This is a genomic window from Acinetobacter wuhouensis (assembly GCF_001696605.3).
Classification (GTDB): domain Bacteria; phylum Pseudomonadota; class Gammaproteobacteria; order Pseudomonadales; family Moraxellaceae; genus Acinetobacter; species Acinetobacter wuhouensis.
This window is the reverse complement of the sequence record NZ_CP031716.1, coordinates 1818137-1843571: the sequence shown is the minus strand read 5'-3', so window position 1 is coordinate 1843571 and position 25435 is coordinate 1818137. Positions and strand designations below refer to the sequence as shown.

The following is a 25435-nucleotide window of genomic DNA, read 5'->3' as shown; positions in this document are numbered from 1 at the left end:
TTATATAGCAGAAAATACTACCCACTCATTGTATTTTATTTATCCAATATTCATGCTATATTTTGAATTTGTAACTTTTTCAAAATAAATATGGCTGAGCAAATTTTCGCACTGATTGATATCAATAACTGCTATGTCAGTTGTGAACGTGTGTTTAATCCTCGTCTCAACAATAAACCCGTTGTTGTACTCAGTAACAACGATGGCTGTGTTGTCTCTCGAAGCAATGAAGCCAAAGCACTCAATATTAATATGGCTGTGCCATGGTATGAAGTCCAAGAACAAGCTGAACAAGCAGGCGTCATCGCCTATTCAAGTAACTATGCGCTTTATGCTGATTTTTCAGATCGTTTTTTTAGAACACTTGAAACATTTTTTAGAGCTGAAGATTTAGAAGCCTATTCAATTGATGAGTGTTTTATTCACTTAAGTTCTTATCGAGATTTATTCGACTTAGAAGATTATTGTCGCAAACTCGTTCAAACCATCCAAAAATGGCTCGGTCTACCCTGTTGTATCGGCATTGGTTATAGCAAAACCCAAGCCAAACTTGCCAATCATTTTGCCAAGAAAAAACAGGGTTTTCAAAATGTATGCGACTTGACACAACTCGATCTGTGTAGTTTTGAAACCTTATTACTCAATACGAATGTCTCCGAGATTTGGGGGATTGGACGTAAAATCAGCAAACAGTTAGAAGCCTACAAGATCGAAAGCTGTTATGACTTAACTTTTGCCAATGAACATCACCTTACAAGAGCATTTTCAGTGCTCATTGGACGCACCATTCGTGAGCTAAAAGGTCAATCCTGTATCTCTTTGGATGACCCTGAAATTCCCTCTAAACGTATCTTATCTTCTCGTAGTTTTGCATCTGCACTCAATCAGATTGACATCATCAAACAAGCAATTATTTTCCATGTCAATCGAGCACATCAACGCCTAAGCAAACAACAGCAACTCTGTGCCGTCATTCATGTTTCTTTGTATGAAAAAATCCCCCAAGCACCCTATAAAAAATCACTTTCAACAGTCATAGGTTTAGAGTATGCAACTGATGATTTGCTCCTGCTTACACAAACTGCATTACAGCAAATCGATGTTTTATTTAAAGAAAATAAGAAATATGTAAAAGTTGCGGTGATGTTTTCTGCCTTACACAGTAAAAGCCAACACATCAATGACTTATGGCACCCTGTTCAATTGATTCAACAACGTGATGAACTGATGAAAACTTTAGCGCAAGTGAAAAAGCGTTATGGCTCAGACAGCGTCCAAGTCGGTTATCATTCCAAAGAAAATTCATGGAAAATGCGTCAACAAAACCTCTCTCCACGTTATACGACTCGATGGAGTGACATCTTATGTATTGATGACTCTCACATGGCTGTTACACAAAATAAATGAATAGTTTGGTCACTCCGTTTAGAATATGTCGATAACGAAACACCTTCAAAAAATGTCATATTTTAACATTGCCATTTCGCTTCAAAATTAACATGATATAGCCCATACAAGGCACAGCATTTCTGCGACAATTCAAAGAAAATATAAAGTATTTGTGGAAAAACATGCCATAATATGCAAACTTTGCAGACATCTTGCAAAGATTTTTTGCAACTTTTGAATTGGAGCAGTCTCAATGAGTTCGACCATTTTGGTCATTCACGGACCAAACTTAAACTTGCTAGGAAAGCGCGAACCTGAGGTCTATGGTCACCTCACATTGGATGACATTAACCAACAACTCAGCAGCCAAGCTCAACAAGCCAATATGACTTTAGATACTTTCCAAAGCAATTGGGAAGGTGCAATCGTTGATCGTATTCACCAAGCACAGCTTGACGGCGTAAAATTTATTATTATTAATCCTGCTGCACTTACCCATACTTCTGTTGCTGTACGTGATGCGTTACTGGGCGTTGCCATTCCATTTATCGAAGTACATCTTTCAAATGTCCATGCTCGCGAAGCATTTAGACATCATTCTTATTTATCTGACAAAGCCGTAGGCGTAATTTGTGGTTTAGGTGCTCAAGGTTACTCTTTTGCATTGAATTACGCGATCGACAAAATTAAATCTTCAACCCAATCATAATTTAGGAATACAAACACATGGATATTCGCAAAATTAAAAAGCTCATCGATTTGATGATCGAATCTGACCTTCAAGCGATTGAAGTTAAAGAAGGAGATCAATCGATTGCTTTAACACGTCGTAATCCTGTGGTTGCTGGTGTCGCACCTGTTGCATTGCCTGCTGCTGAAGCGCCTGTTGTAAAAGCTGCCTCTCGTGGTGCTGTAGAAACTTCACCAATGGTTGGTGTGTTCTACTCTGCTCCAAGTCCTGGCGAAGCACCGTTTGTCAATGTTGGTCAAACTGTTTCTGCGGGTGAAACTTTAGGTATCATCGAAGCAATGAAAATCATGAACCCGATTGAAGCGACTCAAAGCGGTGTTGTTGAAGAAATTTTAGTTAAAAATGGCGATGTAATCCAATTCGGTCAACCTTTATTCCGCTATCGCGCGTAATATTTAGGGGGTTGATATGTTGCAAAAAGTTTTAATTGCAAACCGAGGTGAGATCGCGCTGCGTATCACTCGTGCTTGTAAGACTTTAGGAATCAAAACTGTCGGTATCTATTCAGACGCTGATAAAGATTTAATGCATTTGCGCTTTTGTGATGAAGCTGTATGTATTGGTCCAGGTGCAAGTAGCGAAAGTTATTTGAATATCCCTGCTATCATTACTGCTGCGGAAATTACAGGCGCAGATGCAATCCATCCTGGTTATGGTTTCTTGTCTGAAAATGCTGAATTTGCCGAAATCGTAGAAAGTTCTGGTTTTATTTTCATTGGCCCACGTCCTGAACATATTCGCCTCATGGGGAATAAAGTTTCTGCGATTATGGCAATGCGTAAAGCGGGTGTACCTACCGTTCCTGGTTCTGCTCACGCAGTAACACCAAATAATGCCTTAGCCGAAGCGAAAGAAATTGGTTTCCCTCTGATCGTCAAAGCTGCTTCTGGCGGTGGTGGTCGTGGGATGCGTATTGTTGAACGTGTCGACACTTTACTTGAATCTGTTCAAGCAGCACAGCGTGATGCTGAAATGTGGTTCGGTGATGACACTGTTTATATGGAACGTTTCTTACAAAAGCCTCGCCATGTAGAAGTTCAAGTGTTGGCTGATGGAAATGGCGAAGCGATTCATTTGTATGATCGTGATTGTTCATTACAACGTCGTCATCAAAAAGTACTCGAAGAAGCACCTGCTCCTGGTTTACCAGAAGAAGCACGTGCGCATATTTTAGAAGCATGTGTAAATGCTTGTAAATTGATGCAATATCGTGGTGCAGGTACGTTTGAATTCTTATTTGAAGATGGTGAATTCTTCTTTATTGAAATGAATACACGTGTTCAAGTTGAGCATCCTGTAACTGAACAAGTGACAGGTGTCGATATTATTGAGCAACAGTTACGTATTGCTGCGGGTCTAGGCTTAAACATCACACAAGATGAAGTTCAACTCAAAGGCCATGCGATTGAGTGCCGTATCAATGCTGAAGATCCTTCAACATTCTTACCTTCACCAGGTAAAATTGAAGCATTCTATGCGCCAGGTGGTGCAGGGATTCGTTTAGACTCTCATATCTATGAAGGCTACAACATTCCGCCATATTACGACTCAATGATTGCCAAATTGATTTCACATGGTAAAGATCGAGATACTGCGATTGCACGTATGAAGCAAGCTTTAGATGAAATGATTTTGACTGGAATTAAAACCAATATTCCATTGCATAAAGATTTGATTCTTGAAGATAAAAACTTCTGCAAACAAGCGATGGATATTCACTACCTTGAAAAACACTTGCTTAAACAAGTGCAAGGCCATGAAAATGATGCTTAATTAAAAGTATCTGTGAAATAAAAAAACCTCTGTAAATCAGAGGTTTTTTTATGCAAAAAGTAATAATAAATAACGTCAGTTCGATAAGTTATTTTAATAATTTCAGTAGGGTAAGGTTCATTGTGACGGAGTCTTATCGGTTTTGTTCATATATTAGGATTAGCCTTCGGCTCGACCATACTCTTACGAAACGATGTTTCTCATTCGGCAAATGAGAAGCGAAGCTTCGCAAGAAAACCACCTTACGGACTCAAAATATATTTTGAGGATCCTCACCGCAGAACTCGTCAGCTACCGAAATATATCAAGATTATCGCAAAAACATTAACTTATAAATCTTGCGCCATGACTGGCTCATGCCTCAAACAATTGCGAAGGACGTTTCCGCGTATCAAATTTTTGGAAGAAATCAACTTCGAACTCAGGTTAAATATTTACGGAAGCACACGATTCAAGGTCGCAAAACACTGATCACCTTTATCAGATGCACAGAAGTTAATTTGGTTTTTATTAATCCATTTCACAAAGTACTGAGAGACCTCCCCACTTTGATCTTGCTTCTGACCAGAACAATCTATTTCATTATTTTCATATTTGATCTGCATAATCAGCACAGGTGGCTTTTCTAATGTATTGTCTGGTGAAGGTTGATAATCAAATAACCCTATTGACCATTCTTTACCACTATTAACAACGACTTCATTTTGACCACGAAAATTATAAAACTCAGTGCATTTCTTATTGTTCGGAATTTCCATGCCCCATAAACCCAAAATTTCAGGGCGCGTATTTATACGAATATAACTGGTTTTATTGGTTGCAGTCACCGTACTCGCCGGCGCTGTCTGCACTTGAGTAGTCTGTTCTGCTGCCATCGTAAAGCTTGAAAAACTAAGGAATAAAGCTGTTATTAATGCTGTTTTTTTCATACCAAGTCTGTATGTCATATTTCATTTGTCATAAATTAGCATATATTCAAAATAAAACATGTAAAATTAACCATATAAGAACAATATTCGTAGTTATTTATAATATATATTTTTTTTGTAATAAATTTACAAACTGCGACGAAAGCTATTGATTTACAGATATAAAGAGATAAGATTATCATTATTCACTTATTAAAATATAACCATTTTTAAATATTGGTTTAGAATTTAAACATTCATAGCATTAGGTTAGCGAATTGGTACAGGCTATAACAACTCCACATCAGCGGCTTAAAGACAATATTTCTGCTTTTTTTATTATAGCAGCGATTATTTTCGTCACAGCTTTAGCGGGGATATTAGGTAGACCATTGCTCTTTCTTGCTATTTTTTGGCCAGCCAATGCAATTTTACTTGGGCTATTATTAAGATTTAATTCACTCAAAAATATTGGTGGTTGGCTTGGTGCTTTTACAGGCTTCATGATTGCAGATTTACTCACAGGAAATTCATTCTTAGTCACGCTGTTTTTAACCATAGCAAACATGTTAAATGCGCTCGTAACACTCATTTTAATACGCTTGCTGAAACTTCATTATAAACAATACAATAAGGGTTTAACTTTTCTTTATTTATTTACCATTAGCGCCTTTGGTGGTTGTTTAGCTGCTGCAACTTTTGCCTGTTTGACTGTTCCACATATGCCAAACACTTTTATGTCCATGGATCGTATTTGGACTGATTTTGGTATGTGGTGGACAGGTGAAATTTTAAATGTGATTGCATTTTTACCCATTATCTTAGCCATTCCAGACAAGACTACCATCCAAAACTATTATCAAGATTTTCAACAAAAAACTTTTCAATTCAAAACACTTCTCCCTTTTCTCGGTGTTATTTTATCAGTTATTTTAACCCATTTTTTTATTGGTCCAGGCGCAATCATGTTTCCGATTGCTGCATTGGTATGGGCTGCATTAAGCTATAATCTCTTTTTTGTCGCCATTATCAACTGCGTAGTTTGCATGCTTTTGTATAATTCGTTGACTGCATATTATATAGAACAATCCCCGAATGCTTATTTGGCCACTACACTCTCCGTTCGCATCGGATTATGTATGCTTGCCTTAGCACCACTGACATTGGCGATTATTAGTTTAAATAGGCAAAAACTGTATCATCAAATTTTATATCTCGCCAATCATGATGGTTTAACAACAGCACTAAACCGTCGATATTTCTACGAAGAAAGCGAGAAAACGATTATTGAAGAAACCGAAAAAAAACAACATGTTCAAAGCGTAACTGTTTTACTTCTCGATTTAGATCACTTTAAAAAAATTAATGATCAATATGGACATGCCATTGGTGATTACGTTTTGCAAGAATTTACTAAACAAGTGAAAGCACAAATCCGTAGTGATGATTTATTCGGACGCTTAGGCGGTGAAGAATTTGCGATTCTATTCAAGAACTTAAACTTAGAACAAAGTATTCAAATTGCACAACGGATTTGTAATACTGTATTCACCACACCAATTCTTTTAGATGACGGTCGAATATTAAATATTAGTGTCAGTATTGGGTTAAGCTACCAAACTCTGCCCTATTGTGTTCCATTTCAACAATTGATTAAACGAGCAGATGATGCACTATATTTAGCGAAAGAAAAAGGACGTAACCAACTCTGTATTGATACGGAAATCCAACAGAATCATCAACTTTTACCTCAATAAATAAATGACAAAGGACTGTAATGAAATTCAACGAGTATATTCAATATGATGGTATTGGTTTAGCCAACTTAGTAAAAAACAAAGAAATACAAGCACATGATCTATTAGAAATCGCCATTCAACGGGCTGACCAAGTTAATCCAAAAATTAATGCGATTGTTATTCCCATTTATGAACATGCTTTAAATAAAGCAAAAAATAATCAGAACGCTTCTTCTAATACCTTTTCAGGTGTTCCCTTTTTGCTCAAAGATTTACATCAGGAATATGCTGGTGTACCAATTTCTTCGGGTTCAAAATCATTTAAAAATGCAAAATATATTGCGACTGAAAATGCTGAAATCGTCAATCGCTGGGAAAATGCAGGGCTGATTACTTTTGGAATGACCAATTCACCTGAGTTTGGGATCAAAGGAATCACTGAACCTGAAGCATGGGGAAGTTGTAAAAATCCGTGGAATTTAAAACATAACAGTGGTGGCTCTTCTGGCGGTTCAGCTTCTGCGATTGCAGCAGGTATCGTACCGATCGCAGGTGCAAGCGATGGTGGCGGTTCGATTCGTATTCCTGCATCGTATTGTGGTCTATTTGGCTTAAAACCTAGTCGTGGTCGTACACCGTGGGGACCTCAATTCAGTGAAGCCATGCATGGGGCTGCAATGCAACATGTACTATCAAAGTCTGTTCGTGATAGTGCTGCCATGTTAGATGCGATTCAAGGACCTGATCAAGCTTCGTTATTTAATATTCAAAGCCCGAATGAAAGTTATTTACAAACGATGTACAAATCACCGAAAAAACTAAGAATTGGTTTTTCGACTGAATCTCCAATTGGTACGCCTGTTTCAAAAGATGCGATTCAAGCAATTCAGCATACTGCAAAACTTTTAGAATCATTAGGTCATGACGTCGAAGAAGCTAAACCGCAAATTGACGGTATGCAACTTGCCAAAGACTTTATCACCACGTGGTTTAGTCAATGTGCTTATACCGTGAATCAAGTTAAACAGCAACTCGGTGCAACTGATCGTGATTTTGAGTTAGATACTTTAGCCATTGCCGCTTTTGGTGCAAAAGCTTCCGCAACAGACTATATTCACAATCTGAATAACTGGGGCACTTATGTCACTAAAATGAATCAGTATTTTCAACAATATGATTTATTTTTACTGCCTTCTACAGCCTCTGTTGCCCCTAAAAATGGTGAAGTGAAAACGCCTGCTTGGCAAATTCCAATTTTGAAAGGCTTGCTTAAAGTAGACAAAGCGCATTTATTGGCAAAAGGGAAATTAGTCGAGCAATTGATTAAAAATAATTTGCAATGGGTTCCCTTTACCCAGCTTGCGAATATCACAGGTTTACCTGCAATGTCTGTACCATTGTATTGGAATAACAATAATCTGCCTTTGGGTTCTCAGTTTATTGCACCTTTTGGGCGTGAAGATCTTTTATTGCAGTTAGCTGCTCAATTAGAACAAGCTCAACCGTGGAATCCAAAATATAGCTCCATTCAATTGTAATTTTCACAGAGGAATAGAGACAAGAATGAGCAACTCGTGTGCTCATTCTACGATTTTCTCAGTATGAAAAATCTATATTTTGAGCGCAACAGTTGTAAAAATCCAAACGATTGCAATATTCGCAAGTAACACATGCAACATCATCTTTCTATACTTGGCAAATTCAGCATTTAAATCACGCTTTTGCAGGCGCATGTATGATGTAACTTTTTCAGAATCAAAACTATAAACAAAAAATACTAAAAATAGAAAACCCAATAAGAGTGAAAAATACGCTGAGTATTTGAGCAAAGTTGTTTTAAGATAGTCCGTATAATTTACCTTTTCATAAGCACTCATATTAAAAATAACAGTTTGAGGTTCACCATTTTCATCGAAATAAGTCGCATCCATGAAAATATAATCCCGTATTTTTTCAGGTGAATCAGGATAAAAACGTGTTAATAATTTTATTGTTTTAAACTGATTGCTTGTATCTTCAAATAAAGAACAAACTCCGCTTGTATAGTCCCAACAGGATAATTCTGTCAGCAAGGCTTGATCATTTCCCTGATTGCTGAGTATTGCAACATAAGCTGTTTTTCGACCATTTTTAGGCACATACTGGTACTGCACTTCACTTGGTACTTGATATTCGATAATTTTCTCAGCACCCACTTTGAGCAATCTATAATCAAGTGTTGTATGAATTAGGACAAAAAATCCGACAATATTAAAGAATAATAATCCTTTAAATGATTCTTTAATCCGTTCAATCTTATGTTCTTCGCCTTGTGTCGCAGTCATTTTGACAATATCAATAGGTCATTCTAAATTATAAATATTCTACTAAAATAATAGCTTAATATAAAATTATAAAGCGTTCGCATCGTATTCAATTCATATTTTATACATTATTGCCAAAAGTGAATTGCATGATAATTCAATCGAATTCATAATTTAATTTCTTCAATACATCAACAATCCAATGCTTTATATTCTTCTTGCGTTCATCGGCATCATTTCTGGCATGATCAGTGGTGTCGTCGGCACGGGTTCATCAATCATTCTTTTACCGATATTGGCTTATATTTTTGGTGCGAAATTAGCCGTACCGATCATGGCCATTGCTTCGATTATGGGAAATGTTTCCCGAGTCGTGATATGGCGTAAAGAGTTAAACTATAAAGCATTTTGTCTATTTGCCAGTTTAGGTATTCCCTGCACCATACTCGGTGCAAAAACCTTGTGGATGATTTCTCCAAAATTATCTAGCTTGTTGATTGGTTTATTCTTTTTACTCCTTATACCTTTGCGTCATTGGGCAAAGAAAAATCACTATCAACTTAAAAATTGGCACATGGTGATTGCAGGTGGCATTCTAGGCTATTTAACAGGTGTGGTATTTTCCACAGGACCGCTTTTACTGCCTGTATTTAGCAGTTATGGTTTAAGCAAAGGTGCATTGCTCGCGACTGAAGCGGCTACATCATTTGCCATGTATTTAAGTAAAAGTTTTACTTTCGGTGCTTTAGGTGTTTTAGATTTCAAAATACTCATATCAGGTATTTTGGTCGGTTTAACACTCATAATTGGCAATTACATCGGCAAAGTTTTTGTATTGAAAATGTCTGAGCGAACTTTCAATCTTATGCTCGATGCGATGTTATTGCTTGCTGCATGTTCAATGCTGATTGAGGTGTTTATGCATTAATCTTTGCACATGAGTCATTGAATGCTAAATAACACAAATCAGAATATTTCCTTTGCATGATCTTAATGTGCATTTTTCACATAAAAAGAGATGAATTAATACACATCTCTTAAATAACGCTTTTGTTCAATAAGTTGTTCAAATTGACGCTGACCTAAAATTTCGATCAAAGCTGTTTCAACACCTTGTGCCATACCATGCAAACTACCACAAATATAGATTGAAGCGCCTTGTTCAAGCCAAGCTTTGAACTGAGTAGATTTAGCGATTAGGCAATCTTGTACATATTTTTGCGTATTTTGATCTCTTGAAAATGCTAGATCAATTTCAGACAAAACTCTATGTTGTTGCCATAGGCTCAGTTGATTTTCAAAAATACGATCTACGGATTGCTGACGCTCACCATAAATCAGCCAATTCTTATGTAAACCTAACAATTCACGTTGTCGAATATGCGACATTAAACCTGCAATGCCTGAACCATTCCCAATCAAAATAATCGGTGCATCATCTTCAACAAGGTGAAACGCAGAATTTGAACGGATACGGCAATCCAATTGATCACCAATAGCTAAAGATTCAGTAAGATAACCCGAACCTAAACCCAGACCATCTTCATTGATTTCCTGACGCACCACCAGTTCAAGTTGGTTTTGAGTTGGGATACTGGCAATTGAATATTCACGAATCGCTAAGTTTTGCGCCTGCTCTAGCCATTGCTCAATATTTTGCGAATTGTCAAAAGTTCGTAAATTTTTAAATCTTAACCGCTCAAAAATGTCTACACGATCCAAACCTATTTGTTCAGTAATTTGAAAATGCTGAATAAATGCATCAATTTGAGAAGCTGTATTGGCACATTGAATTTCGAGAATATCGCCTGATTTCCAATTTAATCCATCAAACTTATTTAATTCATTAAGTTTCGTCAAAACCAAATGGAACATTGGATGTCCCAAACTGCCACGATTCAGTAAATGGCGTTCAGACAATATAACTTTTTGAAATGGTTGTTGTTCCAATGCAATCATATCTGTTTCAGACTGATCTAAGACTTGATTTAATTGCGACTGCCAAGATTGCAAATCGATTTGGCTCAATTGATCTACACAGACCATCGGGAACCAAGCTTGGGCATTGTTGTCTGCTAGCCATGCATCTAGTCTTTTTCCAAATTCACAAAAATTTAAATAGTGTCGATCACCAAAAGCCAAAATTGCATACTGAATGTCATTCAATTCAAATGACTTTGTCATTACATTTCGAATAAATTGACGCGCTGTGTCAGGTGCATCACCCTCACCATACGTACTGACTAACCATAAGATTCTTTGATCATTTTTGAATAAATCTGCTTTAAAATCTGCAATATTCAGTGTTTGAACAACATGACCAGCAGCTGAAAGTTGTTGTGCTGTTTGCACAGCATAATTTTCAGCTTGACCAGACTGACTTGCATAGACAATTAATATTGGATGATCAGCCTGTTTTAACTTTTCTTTTGACTTTGACTTAAGTAAAACCAACAAGAAAATGACATGTAAAATCAAAACAATGAGCAAAGAAATTAATACGATCAGTACAGCATGTGTCATTGTTCTAACCTTATACCACTGACCAAACTAAAAGCATCAGAATTGCCAAACTCAATATTGTCAAAACAATATGGGTTTTTAAGCGGGTTTTGATACTTAAAAAGAGGATATAACCTGCTAAAGACAATAAGGTGATAATGATCGCACTGAGATCAATCAACCAAGACCATGCTTTTCCAGAGTTTTTACCCCGATGCAAATCATTAATAAATGAAACCGTTGAAGCTGGTTTAACTGTTATTTCAGCTTCCCCAGTATCTAAAGTCACATAAATATCAGATATTCCCGCAGGACTTTCCATATGGATCATGACTTCATTGTCCATCACTTCACCACTTTTATAACGCCCGACAAGCTCATGATTCTGACGTATATAATCCACGATTTGCTGACTCGGATTCTCTTGTCCTTTAATCTGGGTAAGCAATTGAGGAGGAAGTGTAATGGTTTCGGTATTTTCATCTTTTGACGGCGTAAACCATTCAGGATGATTTAACAACAAACCTGTGACCGAAAAGAAAATAAGGACTATAAAAGCAAAAGCTGACAACCAGCCATGCACATAACGTGCATGGCGGTAAAAATCTCGACGTTGATACACTATTAAATTCTCTTTGTGAATGCTTGAATTAATTCACTTTTTGGAAATTCAATTTTACAGCACCAATTTCCTTTTGCGCAGGTAAATTTTGACTAGACGCTTTGGCTTTCACATCTAAGTTAAAAGTTTGATATGAATGATCACCATGTTCACGTGAAGTTTCGACATGGATTTGGTATTGCCCTGCAGCAACAGCTTTGCCACCATCATCCTTACCATCCCAAGCCAATTTATAATTCCCAGGCTGACGTGATGGTTTAGCAACAGCGTCTAAGTTTGGCATTTGACGACCATAACGACGCCACCATACATAGTTTGAATTAATCCATTTTTCATCTTTACCCCAAGCAGCAAGGGTACGGACTAATTTTTTATCACTATCGGTCACCCATACAGACACATACGGCGCACGATAGTTTTCAACTGCAATTTTAGGAATCGTAAAATCGACTACGGCCTGATAACCTGCTGGCCATTTTGCAGATGCATTGACTGCAACATTTTTAAAATCAGCTTGTTGTGGAAGTTGTACCAATGCATTCCACCCCGTAGATTGGTGTGTTTGACCATTGGCAAGTGTTAACTGAGCTTCATAACCAACTAAAGATTCAATCAGTTGCATACCTTCACTTGGTGTCATTGCCACTAAAGCAGTTGCTAATGCATCGGCATCAGCAGCACACGAACCGACAACCACACATTGTTCAACATGCTGTACAGGCAAACCTGTTTGTGGATCGAGTAAGTGTGATTGCCCAGCTAAGTCACGATAGCCTTGACCACTAAAAGCCACGGCTTGATCATTTAACTTTAATACTTGGCTCGGAGCCGCATTGTCATAATGATTAAATGCATCTTGCACGCCAACTTGCCAACCTGCTTGACTTGGAGATGAGCCCCAAACACGCATATCGCCACCAATATCTACTAGAATCCCTTGTAAATGAGGGACAGCTTCACGTGCAGTAATTAATGCACGGTCAATGATATAGCCTTTGGCATAAGCATCTGGGGCAAAAGCGACAGCTGAATCCATTTGAATATTTTTTGAATCAGCATCGATTTGTACATGACTTTCTTTTAATTGTGCAATCAATTGTTGACGAGTATTTGCATCAACTTCAAGCACACCATGTGCCTGTTGCCACATGCTGATCAAATTGCCTAAACGTGCATCAAAAGCACCACAGGTTTGGCCACGCAATGCTTCACACGCTGCAATGACATGATATAAATCAGAAGATGCATTGATTTGTTTTTGTTGGTTTAATTGAGAAATTTCGCTGTCTGCCTGCCAAGTCGACAAGATTTGATTCAATCGCGCAACTTCTTTTTCAATTGCTGTGGTTGCACGTTGCGCATCTTGTTGAGATGTCCCTGTGATCACTACATCCAAAGATGTTCCTAAAACATGATCACGATGAAAATGATGACTTTGTAATTGAACATTTTCAGACGGTGTTGCTTGTGCATTCGTCGTCGTAGCAAAAGCATTTAATGGAGAAATCAGTGCGAGTGCCATTACCAGAGGTGATAAACGAAATACAGCGCGAGTTGAGGTTGAATGTCGACTAGAGAATGACATACCGATAAGCTCCAAATTTTTTTAAAATAATATTGATAATGAGAGTTGTTATCAAGTACATTATTGAAAATTTTACACTCTTAACGACTCTTGGAAGAATTTAAAATGAATCAATGGTTAAAAATCGCACTCCTCTCAGCATTACCTGTTGTCGGTTCGGCACATACAGTCAGCCCTTTTATTCTGCCTGAAGTTTTTGACACCAATGCTTCACCGAATGTCAGTTTCCAAAGTGCGATGACACTCGAAAAATTCTTTGTTCCAAGTTTTAATTTTAAAACGACGTATATAATCACAGATCCTAAAGGTCAAGACAGTAAAATCAATCCTGCAGCTGAATTAAAACGTTTTAATGTTGCTGAATTTGACTTACCGAATGATGGTACATACCGTATTCGTACAGAAAATGCTTTAGGCAACGCGAGTAAATATGCATTGGTTGATGGTCGTTGGTTACGTGTACGCCCTGCACGCCCACAAAATGCCAATGCTCAAGCACCTAAAGCAGAGCCTGCTAAAGCTGAAGCAGAAAAAAAAGCGGCTGCACCTGCTCAACCACCACGTGTAATTTCTGCTGATCAAGTCCCTGCGAATGCACAAACTTTTGAAACTAAAAATAATATTATCGCTGAAAGCTTTGTAACTAAAGCAAAACCAAGCCCTGTTCCTGCAGTAACGAATAAAGGTTTTGAAGTTAAATTTACAACGCATCCTAATGAATTATTTTCAGGTGAATCATTAAAAGCTCAAATTTTGGTGAATGGTAAACCTGTACCAAATCTTGAAATTGATGTGTTTAAAGGTGCGAGTAGCTATGAAGCAAGTGCTTCACGTGAACAACCACATGTGAAAACCAATGCTAAAGGTGAATTTGAAGTTAAATTTGATAAAGCAGGTATTTATTTAATTACAACATCTTATCCAGAAGCAAATCCAGACAATACTAAAAAACCTGCAAGCGAAATTTACACGTACGGTTTAACTGTAGAAGTTGCAGAATAAGTTAGTCATCTTGCATTATTAATGAACAAACTTTGACTGATTAATATTGGTCTAAGCAAGTTAAATGCGATATTTCAGAATATGGAATATCGCATTTTTTCTTTTACGTTTGATAAGTTGCAATTGACTCAAGCTTTAATGATTTAACAAAGTCAAATTAAGAAAGTTTGGATGGGTGTGTTAATAAAAGCATTGCTAAAAGCTATCACGCAATTCTAAAACTCAAACCATAAATGTGTTAAGCATCAAATTTTACTTTAGCATTTTTTGTCATAAGCAAATCAACAATCAAGACAACCACTTATACAAAAAAGTCATAAGATATGCCTGTTTTTCGATATTCGGCAATAAGTCATGTTTGGTCCCGTTGAGTTTATTATGGCTGGCGTTCTCGTCGGTTTCTGTGTTGGCATTACAGGTGTAGGTGGTGGTTCGCTCATGACCCCAATCCTGATTAGCCTTTTTAGGATTGAACCTCATATTGCCATCGGGACTGACCTTTTATATGCAGCCATTTCCAAGTTCTGCGGTTCAATGGTACATGCCAAAAAACTCAATATTGTTTGGCCCATCGTTTTATGGTTAGCACTTGGCAGTATTCCAGCATCATTTATTACCCATTGGGTGTTAGACACTTATTTGAGTGGTTCATCTAGCTACAAAGTCGTGCTCACTACCGTACTTGGCTTTATGCTAACGATTACGGGTTTATCTATCATGTTCCGTGCGCGCATTGAAAAGTTCTTTGCCAAGTTTCGTGCTGAAAAACACGACCTCAATGAAGCAAGTAACTTTTCAATTGAAGGTAAAAAATTATATGTGGTGATCATGGGCGTTGTCTTGGGCGTATTTGTGACCCTTTCATCCGTCGGTGCAGGTGCCTTTGGAATCATGGCTTTGATTCTTATGTTCCCCAATTTACCCATGATCCGCATCATTGGTTCAGATGTTGTCCATGCCGTATTACTCACTTCAGTTGCAGGATTTGCCCACATGACTTCGGGTAATGTTGATTTCCACCTTCTGGGTTGGTTATTGGCAGGTTCAATTCCAGCAATCATTGTCGGTACATTGATTAGCTCAAGACTGCCTGAAAAAATGATCCGTAAAATTTTAGGTGTTACCCTCTTTGCGCTAGGTGTGAACTTTATTTTGCACCCAGTGAAAGAGAAACCTGCTGCCAAACCACAAACTGCGATGGTGGTGCAAAACCATGCACAACATCAAGTTTAATGTTAAGCTGTAATTAATAACTAATAATTATGAATTGATCGCGAAGTTTTAATACGTTATTTATGACAAAACCTTGATCAATTCATGTTATATTCTGACCACTAAAAATACTTTCCGTATGTTCTAATACCCAGTGACGGCAATGAATACATTAAATTCAAATCCAATTACTCAATCAGATATTGATGACGTGAATGTCCAAAGCATTCAAACTCTTGTAACTCCAGCTGAACTTAAAGCTGAATTACCTTTAAACGATAATGCCTACCAAACTGTATTGCATGGTCGTGAAACAGTACGCAATATTTTAGATGGTAAAGATAAACGTCTATTCGTTGTGATTGGTCCTTGTTCTATTCATGATCCAGTTGCTGCACATGATTATGCAGATCGCTTAAAAGTATTGAGCGAAAAAGTTAAAGATACGTTGTATATCATCATGCGTGTTTATTTTGAAAAGCCTCGTACAACAGTAGGTTGGAAAGGTTTGATCAATGACCCTGATATGAATGATTCTTTCAATATCGAAAAAGGTTTACGTTTAGGACGTAAATTATTGCTTGAGTTGAATGAAAAAGGCTTACCTTGTGCCACTGAAGCACTTGATCCAAACTCGCCACAGTATTATCAAGATTTAATTTCTTGGTCTGCGATCGGCGCGCGTACCACTGAAAGCCAAACACACCGTGAAATGTCTTCAGGACTATCTTCACCTGTTGGTTTTAAAAATGGTACAGATGGTGGTTTAACTGTTGCAACCAATGCGATGCAATCTGTAAAACACGGTCATAGCTTCCTTGGTTTAAATAACGAAGGTCAAGTTTCTGTTATTCGTACCAATGGTAACCCTTATGCACACGTGGTTTTACGTGGTGGTAATGGTAAACCGAACTATGACGCAGGTTCTGTTGCTGAAGCTGAAAATGCACTTGCAAAAGCCAAAGTTAGCAACAAAATCATGATCGATACCAGTCATGCCAACTCAAACAAAGACCCATACTTACAACCTTTAGTATTGAAAAATATTACTGAACAAATTATTGATGGTAATAAATCAATTGTCGGTTTAATGGTGGAAAGTCATATTAAAGGTGGTCGTCAGGATATTCCTGCCAATCTTTGTGATCTTGAATATGGTAAATCTGTGACTGATGGCTGTATCGACTGGGAAACCACTGAAAAAGCATTGCTTGAAATGGATGCGGCTTTAAAAGAAATTTTGCCAAATCGTTAATTGAATGCAAAACGCCATCTACATAGATGGCGTTTTTGTTTATGATGTTATTGTTAATCAAACCTGTCTGTAAGAATGCTATGAACGAACTTGAACAACAACTCAGTCAAATCGCAAACTTCCAATTTGTCCACGAACATCTTATGACGTCTGGTCAGCCGACTGCGGAACAGCTAAAGCAAATTAAAGAATATGGTGTTGATACAGTCATCAACTTGGCTTTTACCGATGCAAATCCACATCTTGGACATGAAGATAAAATTTGTGCTGAACTCGGGCTGAACTATATTCAGATCCCAATTCTGTGGGACACGCCTGCCGATGATCAATGTTTGTTTGTTTTAGACTTAGTTGCACATTTGGTTCAAGAAAAAATAGTTTGGGTTCATTGTGCCAAAAATATGCGTGTAAGCAGTTTGATCTATTTATATCGTCAATACTTTATGGATATGGATATGCCGACTGCACAAGAATTGATGCATCAAATTTGGGAACCGAATGAAACGTGGACAGGTTTAATCCATGCCGTAGCTTTACAATTGCAAGGTCGTAAAGCCACTGAAGATTTACAACATTCCTTGATGCATGTAGATCAGTTTTCTTAAGTTAAATCACTGAGAAAAAGAACTATTTTAAATGCTTAACAACTCTCTTGTCTAAGTCAAAAAACCTTCAAATTTGAGATTTAAAAACATCTGAGAGTTTCTTCTCTTGCCCCATACAGGACTCAGGGATGAGGAATGTAACCTCACAAGGAAGTGAAAGTTTTTAAATTGAAAAAACTTGTATGAATATCACAAATTATCGTTCTGACAACTGAAATTCACGAATTGATAAATGTCCTAACTGACCACGCCAAATCCATTTTAACTGGCTATCTTCAAAACTGTCGCCCTCAAACCATACAAACAAGCCTTCCATCATTTCAGGCCAATCTGTTTGATCAATATGGGTACGCTTTGAAATCACCGCAATAATTGCCGCAAGAATTGTGTCATGACTGACAGCTAAGCTGATTCCATTAATATTGGTTGGATGTGTGTCATAGATCAATTCCAACACATCAACCACACCATTAATTGGGTGCTTCATTCCAGGCAAAGCATTATTCACAAAACTATTGATAAAGCCCAATGCACCTTGTTTACGAAAATAAGGGGCTGCCTGCTTAATATCGAGAACAAAACTGCCTGGTTCAACCAAAAGCCCTTTTTCCACAATTTCAATATGATGGGTATTATTTTCAGGTGAGATGTAATCCGCACCTTGAATCATCAACGCAGCGGTATCGACGCAACGTTGAATCGGGCTAGAAATGCAGTGCTGAATCACACGGTCTGTATTATCAATTAGATAAGAGCCCCAAGCTTGAGCCAAATCACGACCTTGCGTCGTCAGTTGCAAATCATAGCCAGCCAAGCCCTGCCCACTCACCATTTCACGAATCGAATGACGAGTAAATAATGTGACAGGTGTTTTTGCATCAGGCAATAAATCGATTGCTTTCAGCATGCTTTTTGGCAACAAATCTAAAGCCATATCAACCAGAACTCTTTGTGACTCGCTTCACTATATCATAAGAAGCAAAAGCCTCAATCTAATCTAAAATAATTCCAATTGCTATAAAATTGATATGCTTATCGCACTAAAGGCTAACATTAGATAAGGCTTCTAAAGCAATTTGCTTATTCTCTTGATTTCTATAGGCAATAAAGCCTTCATTTAACAAAGTATCTCGCTGATTATAGGTGAATGGAACAGCACCTAAACTCAGCAAACCACCACCGATACTTTCCAATAGCCCTTGCCCTGCACTGGTATCCCATTCTGAAGTTGGATGAAAACGTGGGTAAATATCAATTTCACCCTCAAGCATCATACAAAACTTATATGCACTGCCCGCTTCGCGACGAATCACAGGAATTTCTTGCTCAATAAAATCAATATATTGTTGATATTTTGGATTTTTACTGCTGTGACTTAAACCAACTTGAATCGCATCTTGTTCTACATCTTTAAACTTACAATAGCGTTCCCAAGTCTTTTGAGTGAATGAATACTTATATGGAAGTTCTGTTAAATAACCCACATACATGACTTGTTCTGTCGGTACTGCAATGATTGAAAAGACAGTTTGATGTTCTTGAATCAAACTCAAGTTAATGGTGAATTCATCACGCTCATGAATAAACTCTTTTGTGCCATCCAATGGATCTAGCATCCAACAGCTTTGCCATTCATCACGTTTTGAATTATCGCTTTCTTCAGATAGTACAGGAATGTTCGGGGTAATTTCAGCCAGTTGTTTGAGCAAGTAATTATTGACACGCAGATCAGCTTGCGTCACTGGAGAATGGTCATCTTTTTCATCAATTTTAAAGGCATTTCCATCGCAATAATTTTGGTATTCTTCAAGTAGGATTTGACTTGCATGTGCCAAAATCGGCACCAATTTTAAAATTTGTTCATCTTGTGGCGCTTGTGTAGTAATAAACATCAGGTCTGACCTAAATGAAGTCTGATATGTCCTCAAGCCTAGCACTTTTTTATGTTAAATGCATGAATTTGAATATTTACAATATGTTAATGCAAAAGTATGAGTATGATCTTAGGGTCAGCATAAAACTACCCAATACCTGAGCAATTCACTATACTAAGCCTTGATTTAAACGCACTTGAAAGTTGAATAATATGAAACCTATTGTGATGTTTGACATGGACGGCACACTGCTTGATTTAGCTTTTGATGATCTGATTTGGAACACCAAACTACCTGAACGCCATGCAGAAACACACCATTGTTCACTCGAACAAAGTCAGGCAACCTTAAAAGCATTCTATCAACAACACAATCACACCCTGTGCTGGTATTCATCAAAATACTGGACCGAAAAAGTCGGTGTCGATGTTTTAAAACTGCAATACGATTATCAAGATAAAATTGCACCGAGAATCGGATGTTTTGAACTACTCAAAGAATTAAAAACACAAGGTTACCGTTGCTGGTTACTGACCAATGCAGATCAAGCAGGTTTAAAACTTAAACTTGAAAATATTGATCTCAGCCCTTATTTTGAAGTGATGATCAGTAGTGAAGAGATTGGATATTCCAAAGAATTCGTTGAGTTTTGGCAAATTCTACAAGAGAAACACCCTTTTGATCCACAGTATGCCTGTTTGGTGGATGACACTGCTCCAGTACTCAAAGGTGCTGAAAAGTTTGGGATTCAACATTTAGTCACCATTACCCAACCATCAAGTGGACGCGCTGCACGTCATGCTTTAGAGTTAGAATACCCTGCAATCAATCAGTTAACTGAACTTTTACCATTATTAGAGAAAATTCAAAATAAGGATGTCGATGTCAAAACAGCCTGAGAAGCAAGAAGTTGAATCAATGCGTGTGGACAAATGGCTTTGGGCTGCACGCTTTTTTAAAACCCGTTCGATTGCCAAAGCTGCAATTGAAGGCGGTAAGGTTCATCACAATAACGAACGTGTTAAAGTTTCTAGAGAAATTAGAGTGGGAATGGAACTGACCATTCAGCAAGGTTTTGATCGTAAAACCGTGGTGATCAAGGCACTTTCAGCAGTTCGTGGTGGTGCACCCATTGCGCAGCAACTTTATGAAGAAACCGAAGTCAGTGTTGCACGTCGAGAGTTGATTTCTACCCAAAGAAAATTGCATAATCTTGCCCGACCTGATCATCGACCAAGTAAAAAAGATCGACGAGATATCAGTAAATTTAAACAAGAAAATGATCAACAATTTGACCAATCTTGGTCTTATGATGATGACTAAATTGGTTTAGGTTAAGCGCGACACATTATGTCGTACAAATGTTTTTTTAACTTCTTTTAATATAGAACCGTTTTTTATTTTCTGTCACTATAACTGCCGTGGACGAAAGATCTAATTTAATCACATCCACTTAAGATATTAGTCACTGAAAAGATAAGTGAAGCACATCGTTTTTGAGGTTTACGAGATGGATGATAACAAAAGCAAGGCACTCAATGCTGCCCTAAGCCAAATTGAAAAACAATTTGGTAAAAATACAGTCATGCGTTTGGGTGACAACACTGTTCAAGCGGTAGAAGCTGTATCTACAGGTTCTTTAACACTGGATATCGCACTTGGTATTGGCGGTTTACCGAAAGGTCGTATCGTTGAAATTTACGGCCCTGAATCTTCTGGTAAAACCACAATGACTTTACAAGCCATTGCGCAATGCCAAAAAGCAGGTGGAACTTGTGCCTTTATCGATGCTGAACATGCTTTAGATCCACAATATGCACGTAAATTGGGTGTAGATATTGACAATCTTTTGGTATCACAGCCTGACCATGGTGAGCAAGCGCTTGAAATCGCTGACATGCTTGTTCGTTCAGGTGCCATTGACATGATCGTTGTCGACTCAGTTGCAGCATTAACGCCAAAAGCCGAAATTGAAGGTGAAATGGGCGACTCGCACATGGGCTTACAAGCACGTTTGATGAGCCAAGCATTGCGTAAAATCACAGGTAATGCAAAGCGTTCAAACTGTATGGTGATCTTCATTAACCAAATCCGTATGAAGATTGGTGTGATGTTTGGTAGCCCAGAAACCACAACTGGTGGTAACGCATTGAAGTTCTACGCGTCTGTACGTCTTGATATTCGCCGTATTGGTCAAGTGAAAGAAGGCGATGAGATCGTCGGTTCTGAAACACGTGTCAAAGTTGTGAAGAACAAAATGGCACCTCCATTTAAAGAAGCTTTGTTCCAAATCATGTATGGTAAAGGTGTTAACCATCTTGGTGAGTTGGTTGATCTTGCTGTTGCACAAGAATTAGTTCACAAAGCAGGTGCTTGGTATTCTTATAATGGCGATAAAATTGGTCAAGGTAAAAACAATGTGATTCGTCACTTAGAGGAAAATCCTCAATTGGCGAATGATCTTGACCGCATGATTCGTGAAAAACTATTAACAACTGCTGTTGTGACTGAAGAAAAAGATGAAGAAGAACCTGAATTCTTAGATGTTTAATTTTATAAATTGATCGTCTAAAAAATTAGAGTTCCATAAAACGCCTTTCGGGGCGTTTTTTCTTGCTTTGTTTTTCCTTTATCATGCTTTTCTCTTATTTTATATTTTACTTTTATTGTATAACTGGGCTTGAATAAATATGATAAATACTTATGCTTTGAAATCAGACCGCATATTTACAAAATTTGAATAACAACAACCGAATCATTTTGAATTGAATTATTATGCAAGAAATACTTAAACAACTCTGTGAATCGCTGTTCTTTCAAGCACCATCACTTTCAGCAGCAACCTTAAAACAGCATTTTGAAAATAAAACCATTCTGATTACGGGTGCAAGTTATGGCATCGGTGAAGCATGTGCCACGCTTTTAGCACCGATTCAATGTCGATTAGTTCTAGTCGCACGAAGTACCGATAAACTGACCGCTTTACAAAAACAACTCACACAACAAGGTCAATGTCAGATTGAAATTATCAGCGCTGACCTATACCAACCCACTGCTGCTGAAGACATTTTTCAACACTTAAAAGCCAAAAATATTCATGTCGATATTCTAATTCATAATGCTGGTAAATCAATTCAACGCTCTGTCTGGGAGAGCTTAGATCGCCCACAAGACATTGATCGAACCATTCATATCAACTACATCAACCCTGCTCAGCTAACACGCCTATTACTGCCTGACCTTAAAAAAGCGCAAGGCAAAGTCGTGATTGTATCCACCATCAATGCCAAGTTATTTGCCCCACCACTATGGTCAAATTACCAAGCGTCTAAAACAGCCATGCAACAATGGATTTTATCCATTCAACCAGAGCTTGCAGTTTATGGTGTAAACGCCAGTTTGATTTATTTACCACTCGTCAGAACACGTATGATCGAACCAACCAAGCAATATCAACAAATGCCTGCAATGCAGGTTCAACACGCAGCACAAGCGGTGCTTTCAGGTGCGATACATCATCAAAGACAATGGCAACCGTGGTGGCTTCCCTTTGCAAGTGTGTTGAGTAAAATCTTTGCTACGCCAATTTATTATTTTTACCTACATTGGCTTAAACGGAAGCAAAACTAATGCAAAGCTTGATGTCAATGAAATGGATATTCTGGATTAAATGGCTGCTCAGTCTATGTCTGAGTTGTATCAAGCATGGTATTAATTTATATAGCCTTTTAGATGCATTGACACGGATTCAGAAAGATAAGATTGCTTTTATTATTGATGATCAAAGCATTCCTTATAGCGCACTCAAACAAAGAACCGATCAACTGATTCATCTCTGGAATTCACCAGAAAATAGTCAATTGCTCCCACAACAAATTGGACTATTGCTACAGCAAGACTTAGATGGACTTGCGTCTTTATTTGCACTCAGTCGCTTAGGTAAAGACATTATTATTCTCAATCCAAATTTAGTTGCAGATAAACTGCAAACACTGATTGAACAGAAACAACTGTATTTGATCGGAAATAAGGAAGATATAGACCGACTCAATGTGCAACTCTATACTACCATCCCCTCAAAACTTGAAAATATTGACACATCCATCAGCAAGATTAAAAGCCGCTATTTTGCAAAAATAAGTGTCTGCTCTTCAGGCTCTACAGGCGTGCCTAAAGTTGCTACCCGCAAGTCCAATCCATTACAAAGTTTGCCTTTATTAGACTTACTCTTGAGAAAATTAAAGTTTCTTAAAATTCAGAAAATATTTGTTATGACACCGATTTGCCATGCAGCAGGTTTGACCGCAAGCTTAATGGCTTTCAGCTTTAATAAAACGGTCATTTTACAGCAACGTTTCAATGCTAAAACGGCAAGCCAACTGATTGAACAACATCAAATCGACAGTTTGAATTTAGTTCCCACGATTTTATATCGCCTACTGGCGTCTAATGCACATTTAAAACCTGTCAAATATATCATTTCAGGCAGTGCGCCATTGAGTCGTCATCTCATCCTACAACTCGTGAAAGAATATTCTAATATTCAGCTATTTAATCTCTACGGCAGTTCAGAAACTGGGATTAATCTTTTCGCAACACCTGATGATCTAAAAAGTCATCCCGACAGTATCGGCAAAGCCATCAAAGGTGTCAAAGTCAAAATTACGGATCATGATGGAAATATTTTAGCACCTGAGCAAATTGGAACGCTTTGGACAAAATGCGCATGGTCAATTCAACCTAATCGATGGATGCATTGTGGTGATTTAGCCATGTACGATCAGCACGGTTATTTCTATTTAAAAGGTCGTCAAGATGACATGCTGATTTGTGGTGGAATTAATGTTTACCCGATTGATTTAGAAAATATTCTCTATCAACATTCAGCCATTCAATATGCCCAAGCTTATGCTATTTCTGATCACGAACTTGGGCAATGTTTGGCTGTCAATATTATCTGTAAATCACCAATAGAAATTGCAGAATTACATGATTGGATCAGTGATCATGCACCGCGATATTTAAGACCTAAAACCATTCAAGTCATTGAAAATATTGCAACCGATAGTATTGGCAAACCAATCCAATAAATAATGCTCATCCGTACAGCATTTACACTGTTAAATAGATAGATTCAGGCTAAACTAAAAAACTACTTTACCAATCCATGCACCATGTTAAGTGATTATGAGCCAAGCTAAATTTCCCAAAATGTTAGATTATGAAAAATTAAAACAGCAATTTGGCGAATCCTCTACTGAATCAGATCGTCATTCTAAATACGTGAATCCAAAACTTAATCACAACATAGAAAACGGTGCAGAACAAAGCGCTCAACTAAATATAGAACAACGCTTTGAAAATGATTTTAATGCTCAAGATGAAAATGCATTTAATGCTGAACAAGATCTTGCGCCTAAACCTAAAGGGCTGACAGGTACGCGCTTACGTTCTTATGCATTTGCAGTACTTGCACGTAAAGAATACTCAAAAGCAGATTTAATCGAGAAATTAGCGACTTGGGCGCAAGATCGCGATGAAGTCCTGACTTTAGTTGAAGAACTTTCTGCAAATCATTACCAAAGCGACCAACGTGTCGCTGAAATGACCGTACGAAGCCAAGTGCGTAAAGGCAAAGGACCAAATCGGATCAAACTGGCACTGCGTGCCAAACATTTAGATAAAGAACTTGTACGTGAAGATATTGCAGAAATCGATTGGTATGAGCAGGCCTACCAACTCAAAGTTAAAAAATATGGTACTGACGTCAGCAAAGATCCCAAAATCAAAGCCAAACAGATTCGCTTTTTACAATATCGTGGTTTTGAAATGGATGCGATCATGAAAGCAATTTCGAAGAAGATAGATGAATGATCAAAAGTTTGATGGATAATTTAAAATTAAATTTTTAGAGA

Annotated in this window: 24 protein-coding genes; 17 read left to right on the top strand and 7 right to left on the bottom strand. The window is 37.7% G+C overall.

The features are described 5' to 3' along the window. Window positions 1-90: 90 nt before the first annotated feature. From BEN71_RS09345 to accC, 4 genes are all read left to right on the top strand, one after another. Window positions 91-1407: a Y-family DNA polymerase gene (locus tag BEN71_RS09345; protein ID WP_068974642.1), complete on the top strand. Its 1317-nt coding sequence runs from the start codon at window positions 91-93 to the stop codon at window positions 1405-1407. 235 nt (window positions 1408-1642) lie between these two features. Further along, entirely contained in the window at window positions 1643-2098 is a 456-nt protein-coding gene (gene aroQ, locus BEN71_RS09340; RefSeq protein ID WP_068974641.1) for a type II 3-dehydroquinate dehydratase, read from the top strand. A gap of 17 nt (window positions 2099-2115) precedes the next feature. Beyond that, entirely contained in the window at window positions 2116-2532 is a 417-nt protein-coding gene (locus tag BEN71_RS09335; protein ID WP_068974640.1) for an acetyl-CoA carboxylase biotin carboxyl carrier protein, read from the top strand. Between the two features lie 16 nt (window positions 2533-2548). Then, the gene (gene accC / locus BEN71_RS09330) at window positions 2549-3913 is read left to right on the top strand and encodes an acetyl-CoA carboxylase biotin carboxylase subunit (protein WP_068974639.1); all 1365 of its coding nucleotides are present in this window, start codon (window positions 2549-2551) and stop codon (window positions 3911-3913) included. 434 nt (window positions 3914-4347) lie between these two features. Here the strand turns inward: accC and BEN71_RS09325 are convergent, their stop codons facing one another. Further along, complete coding sequence (locus BEN71_RS09325) at window positions 4348-4842, bottom strand: hypothetical protein (RefSeq protein WP_068974638.1); 495 nt, start codon at window positions 4840-4842, stop codon at window positions 4348-4350. A gap of 257 nt (window positions 4843-5099) precedes the next feature. Between BEN71_RS09325 and BEN71_RS09320 the strand changes: the two genes are divergently transcribed. Together BEN71_RS09320 and BEN71_RS09315 are read left to right on the top strand one after the other, a co-directional pair. After that, entirely contained in the window at window positions 5100-6578 is a 1479-nt protein-coding gene (locus tag BEN71_RS09320; protein ID WP_068974637.1) for a GGDEF domain-containing protein, read from the top strand. Between the two features lie 20 nt (window positions 6579-6598). Continuing rightward, window positions 6599-8098 (top strand): amidase, encoded by a 1500-nt coding sequence (locus BEN71_RS09315; protein WP_068974636.1) that lies wholly within the window; start codon window positions 6599-6601, stop codon window positions 8096-8098. A gap of 72 nt (window positions 8099-8170) precedes the next feature. Here BEN71_RS09315 and BEN71_RS09310 read toward each other — a convergent pair whose 3' ends face one another. Then, complete coding sequence (locus tag BEN71_RS09310) at window positions 8171-8884, bottom strand: hypothetical protein (protein WP_068974635.1); 714 nt, start codon at window positions 8882-8884, stop codon at window positions 8171-8173. A 181-nt stretch (window positions 8885-9065) separates the two neighbouring features. Between BEN71_RS09310 and BEN71_RS09305 the strand changes: the two genes are divergently transcribed. Continuing rightward, the gene (locus tag BEN71_RS09305; RefSeq protein ID WP_068974634.1) at window positions 9066-9791 is read left to right on the top strand and encodes a sulfite exporter TauE/SafE family protein; all 726 of its coding nucleotides are present in this window, start codon (window positions 9066-9068) and stop codon (window positions 9789-9791) included. Window positions 9792-9886: 95 nt separating this feature from the next. On the opposite strand, the gene BEN71_RS09300 is transcribed toward BEN71_RS09305, so the two are convergent. The 3 genes from BEN71_RS09300 to BEN71_RS09290 are packed head-to-tail and all read right to left on the bottom strand — an operon-like array spanning window position 9887 to window position 13572. Then, window positions 9887-11386, bottom strand: a complete 1500-nt coding sequence (locus tag BEN71_RS09300; protein WP_068974633.1) for a sulfite reductase subunit alpha — start codon at window positions 11384-11386, stop codon at window positions 9887-9889. Between the two features lie 10 nt (window positions 11387-11396). Then, complete coding sequence (locus tag BEN71_RS09295; protein WP_068974632.1) at window positions 11397-11987, bottom strand: PepSY-associated TM helix domain-containing protein; 591 nt, start codon at window positions 11985-11987, stop codon at window positions 11397-11399. Window positions 11988-12015: 28 nt separating this feature from the next. After that, entirely contained in the window at window positions 12016-13572 is a 1557-nt protein-coding gene (locus BEN71_RS09290; RefSeq protein WP_068974631.1) for a DUF2271 domain-containing protein, read from the bottom strand. Window positions 13573-13677: 105 nt separating this feature from the next. Here BEN71_RS09290 and BEN71_RS09285 point away from each other — a divergent pair, with 105 nt between their 5' ends. The 4 genes from BEN71_RS09285 (at window position 13678) to BEN71_RS09270 (ending at window position 17646) form a co-directional block, all read left to right on the top strand. Next, complete coding sequence (locus BEN71_RS09285) at window positions 13678-14574, top strand: DUF4198 domain-containing protein (RefSeq protein ID WP_068974630.1); 897 nt, start codon at window positions 13678-13680, stop codon at window positions 14572-14574. Between the two features lie 354 nt (window positions 14575-14928). Beyond that, complete coding sequence (locus BEN71_RS09280) at window positions 14929-15807, top strand: sulfite exporter TauE/SafE family protein (protein ID WP_068974629.1); 879 nt, start codon at window positions 14929-14931, stop codon at window positions 15805-15807. Between the two features lie 142 nt (window positions 15808-15949). Continuing rightward, complete coding sequence (locus BEN71_RS09275; RefSeq protein WP_068974628.1) at window positions 15950-17041, top strand: 3-deoxy-7-phosphoheptulonate synthase; 1092 nt, start codon at window positions 15950-15952, stop codon at window positions 17039-17041. Between the two features lie 80 nt (window positions 17042-17121). After that, on the top strand, window positions 17122-17646 hold the full coding sequence (locus BEN71_RS09270) for a protein tyrosine phosphatase family protein (protein WP_068974662.1): 525 nt from the start codon (window positions 17122-17124) through the stop codon (window positions 17644-17646). A 196-nt stretch (window positions 17647-17842) separates the two neighbouring features. Here BEN71_RS09270 and BEN71_RS09265 read toward each other — a convergent pair whose 3' ends face one another. Together BEN71_RS09265 and BEN71_RS09260 are read right to left on the bottom strand one after the other, a co-directional pair. Then, window positions 17843-18580, bottom strand: coding sequence for a histidine phosphatase family protein (locus BEN71_RS09265; protein WP_068974627.1), 738 nt, complete (start codon window positions 18578-18580; stop codon window positions 17843-17845). A 106-nt stretch (window positions 18581-18686) separates the two neighbouring features. Further along, window positions 18687-19538 (bottom strand): 3'(2'),5'-bisphosphate nucleotidase CysQ family protein, encoded by an 852-nt coding sequence (locus BEN71_RS09260; protein ID WP_068974626.1) that lies wholly within the window; start codon window positions 19536-19538, stop codon window positions 18687-18689. Window positions 19539-19732: 194 nt separating this feature from the next. Between BEN71_RS09260 and BEN71_RS09255 the strand changes: the two genes are divergently transcribed. The 6 genes from BEN71_RS09255 to BEN71_RS09230 all read left to right on the top strand — a co-directional run bounded on the left by BEN71_RS09255 (window position 19733) and on the right by BEN71_RS09230 (window position 25394). Further along, window positions 19733-20419, top strand: coding sequence for an HAD-IA family hydrolase (locus tag BEN71_RS09255; protein ID WP_068974625.1), 687 nt, complete (start codon window positions 19733-19735; stop codon window positions 20417-20419). Beyond that, window positions 20403-20843 carry an RNA-binding S4 domain-containing protein gene (locus BEN71_RS09250; protein WP_068974624.1) on the top strand — a complete coding sequence of 147 codons (441 nt, stop codon included), beginning with the start codon at window positions 20403-20405 and terminating at the stop codon, window positions 20841-20843. Before BEN71_RS09255 ends, BEN71_RS09250 begins: the two co-directional genes overlap by 17 nt. Before the next feature lie 187 nt (window positions 20844-21030). Next, a complete protein-coding gene (gene recA, locus BEN71_RS09245) occupies window positions 21031-22071 on the top strand; it encodes a recombinase RecA (protein ID WP_068974623.1) in 1041 nt (346 codons plus the stop codon). A gap of 224 nt (window positions 22072-22295) precedes the next feature. Next, complete coding sequence (locus BEN71_RS09240) at window positions 22296-23150, top strand: SDR family NAD(P)-dependent oxidoreductase (RefSeq protein ID WP_068974622.1); 855 nt, start codon at window positions 22296-22298, stop codon at window positions 23148-23150. Between the two features lie 17 nt (window positions 23151-23167). After that, the gene (locus BEN71_RS09235; RefSeq protein WP_068974661.1) at window positions 23168-24610 is read left to right on the top strand and encodes a class I adenylate-forming enzyme family protein; all 1443 of its coding nucleotides are present in this window, start codon (window positions 23168-23170) and stop codon (window positions 24608-24610) included. A 97-nt stretch (window positions 24611-24707) separates the two neighbouring features. Beyond that, window positions 24708-25394 (top strand): regulatory protein RecX, encoded by a 687-nt coding sequence (locus tag BEN71_RS09230; protein WP_068974621.1) that lies wholly within the window; start codon window positions 24708-24710, stop codon window positions 25392-25394. Window positions 25395-25435 lie beyond the last annotated feature (41 nt).

Excerpts from the sequence above, each read along its gene's own strand:
- BEN71_RS09345 (WP_068974642.1), top strand. The coding sequence starts at position 91 with ATGGCTGAGCAAATTTTCGCACTGATTGATATCAATAACTGCTATGTC.
- aroQ (WP_068974641.1), top strand. The coding sequence starts at position 1,643 with ATGAGTTCGACCATTTTGGTCATTCACGGACCAAACTTAAACTTGCTA.
- BEN71_RS09335 (WP_068974640.1), top strand. The coding sequence starts at position 2,116 with ATGGATATTCGCAAAATTAAAAAGCTCATCGATTTGATGATCGAATCT.
- accC (WP_068974639.1), top strand. The coding sequence starts at position 2,549 with ATGTTGCAAAAAGTTTTAATTGCAAACCGAGGTGAGATCGCGCTGCGT.
- BEN71_RS09325 (WP_068974638.1), bottom strand. The coding sequence starts at position 4,842 with ATGAAAAAAACAGCATTAATAACAGCTTTATTCCTTAGTTTTTCAAGC.
- BEN71_RS09315 (WP_068974636.1), top strand. The coding sequence starts at position 6,599 with ATGAAATTCAACGAGTATATTCAATATGATGGTATTGGTTTAGCCAAC.
- BEN71_RS09310 (WP_068974635.1), bottom strand. The coding sequence starts at position 8,884 with ATGACTGCGACACAAGGCGAAGAACATAAGATTGAACGGATTAAAGAA.
- BEN71_RS09305 (WP_068974634.1), top strand. The coding sequence starts at position 9,066 with ATGCTTTATATTCTTCTTGCGTTCATCGGCATCATTTCTGGCATGATC.
- BEN71_RS09300 (WP_068974633.1), bottom strand. The coding sequence starts at position 11,386 with ATGACACATGCTGTACTGATCGTATTAATTTCTTTGCTCATTGTTTTG.
- BEN71_RS09290 (WP_068974631.1), bottom strand. The coding sequence starts at position 13,572 with ATGTCATTCTCTAGTCGACATTCAACCTCAACTCGCGCTGTATTTCGT.
- BEN71_RS09285 (WP_068974630.1), top strand. The coding sequence starts at position 13,678 with ATGAATCAATGGTTAAAAATCGCACTCCTCTCAGCATTACCTGTTGTC.
- BEN71_RS09280 (WP_068974629.1), top strand. The coding sequence starts at position 14,929 with ATGTTTGGTCCCGTTGAGTTTATTATGGCTGGCGTTCTCGTCGGTTTC.
- BEN71_RS09275 (WP_068974628.1), top strand. The coding sequence starts at position 15,950 with ATGAATACATTAAATTCAAATCCAATTACTCAATCAGATATTGATGAC.
- BEN71_RS09270 (WP_068974662.1), top strand. The coding sequence starts at position 17,122 with ATGAACGAACTTGAACAACAACTCAGTCAAATCGCAAACTTCCAATTT.
- BEN71_RS09265 (WP_068974627.1), bottom strand. The coding sequence starts at position 18,580 with ATGGCTTTAGATTTGTTGCCAAAAAGCATGCTGAAAGCAATCGATTTA.
- BEN71_RS09260 (WP_068974626.1), bottom strand. The coding sequence starts at position 19,538 with ATGTTTATTACTACACAAGCGCCACAAGATGAACAAATTTTAAAATTG.
- BEN71_RS09255 (WP_068974625.1), top strand. The coding sequence starts at position 19,733 with ATGAAACCTATTGTGATGTTTGACATGGACGGCACACTGCTTGATTTA.
- BEN71_RS09250 (WP_068974624.1), top strand. The coding sequence starts at position 20,403 with ATGTCAAAACAGCCTGAGAAGCAAGAAGTTGAATCAATGCGTGTGGAC.
- recA (WP_068974623.1), top strand. The coding sequence starts at position 21,031 with ATGGATGATAACAAAAGCAAGGCACTCAATGCTGCCCTAAGCCAAATT.
- BEN71_RS09240 (WP_068974622.1), top strand. The coding sequence starts at position 22,296 with ATGCAAGAAATACTTAAACAACTCTGTGAATCGCTGTTCTTTCAAGCA.
- BEN71_RS09235 (WP_068974661.1), top strand. The coding sequence starts at position 23,168 with ATGAAATGGATATTCTGGATTAAATGGCTGCTCAGTCTATGTCTGAGT.
- BEN71_RS09230 (WP_068974621.1), top strand. The coding sequence starts at position 24,708 with ATGAGCCAAGCTAAATTTCCCAAAATGTTAGATTATGAAAAATTAAAA.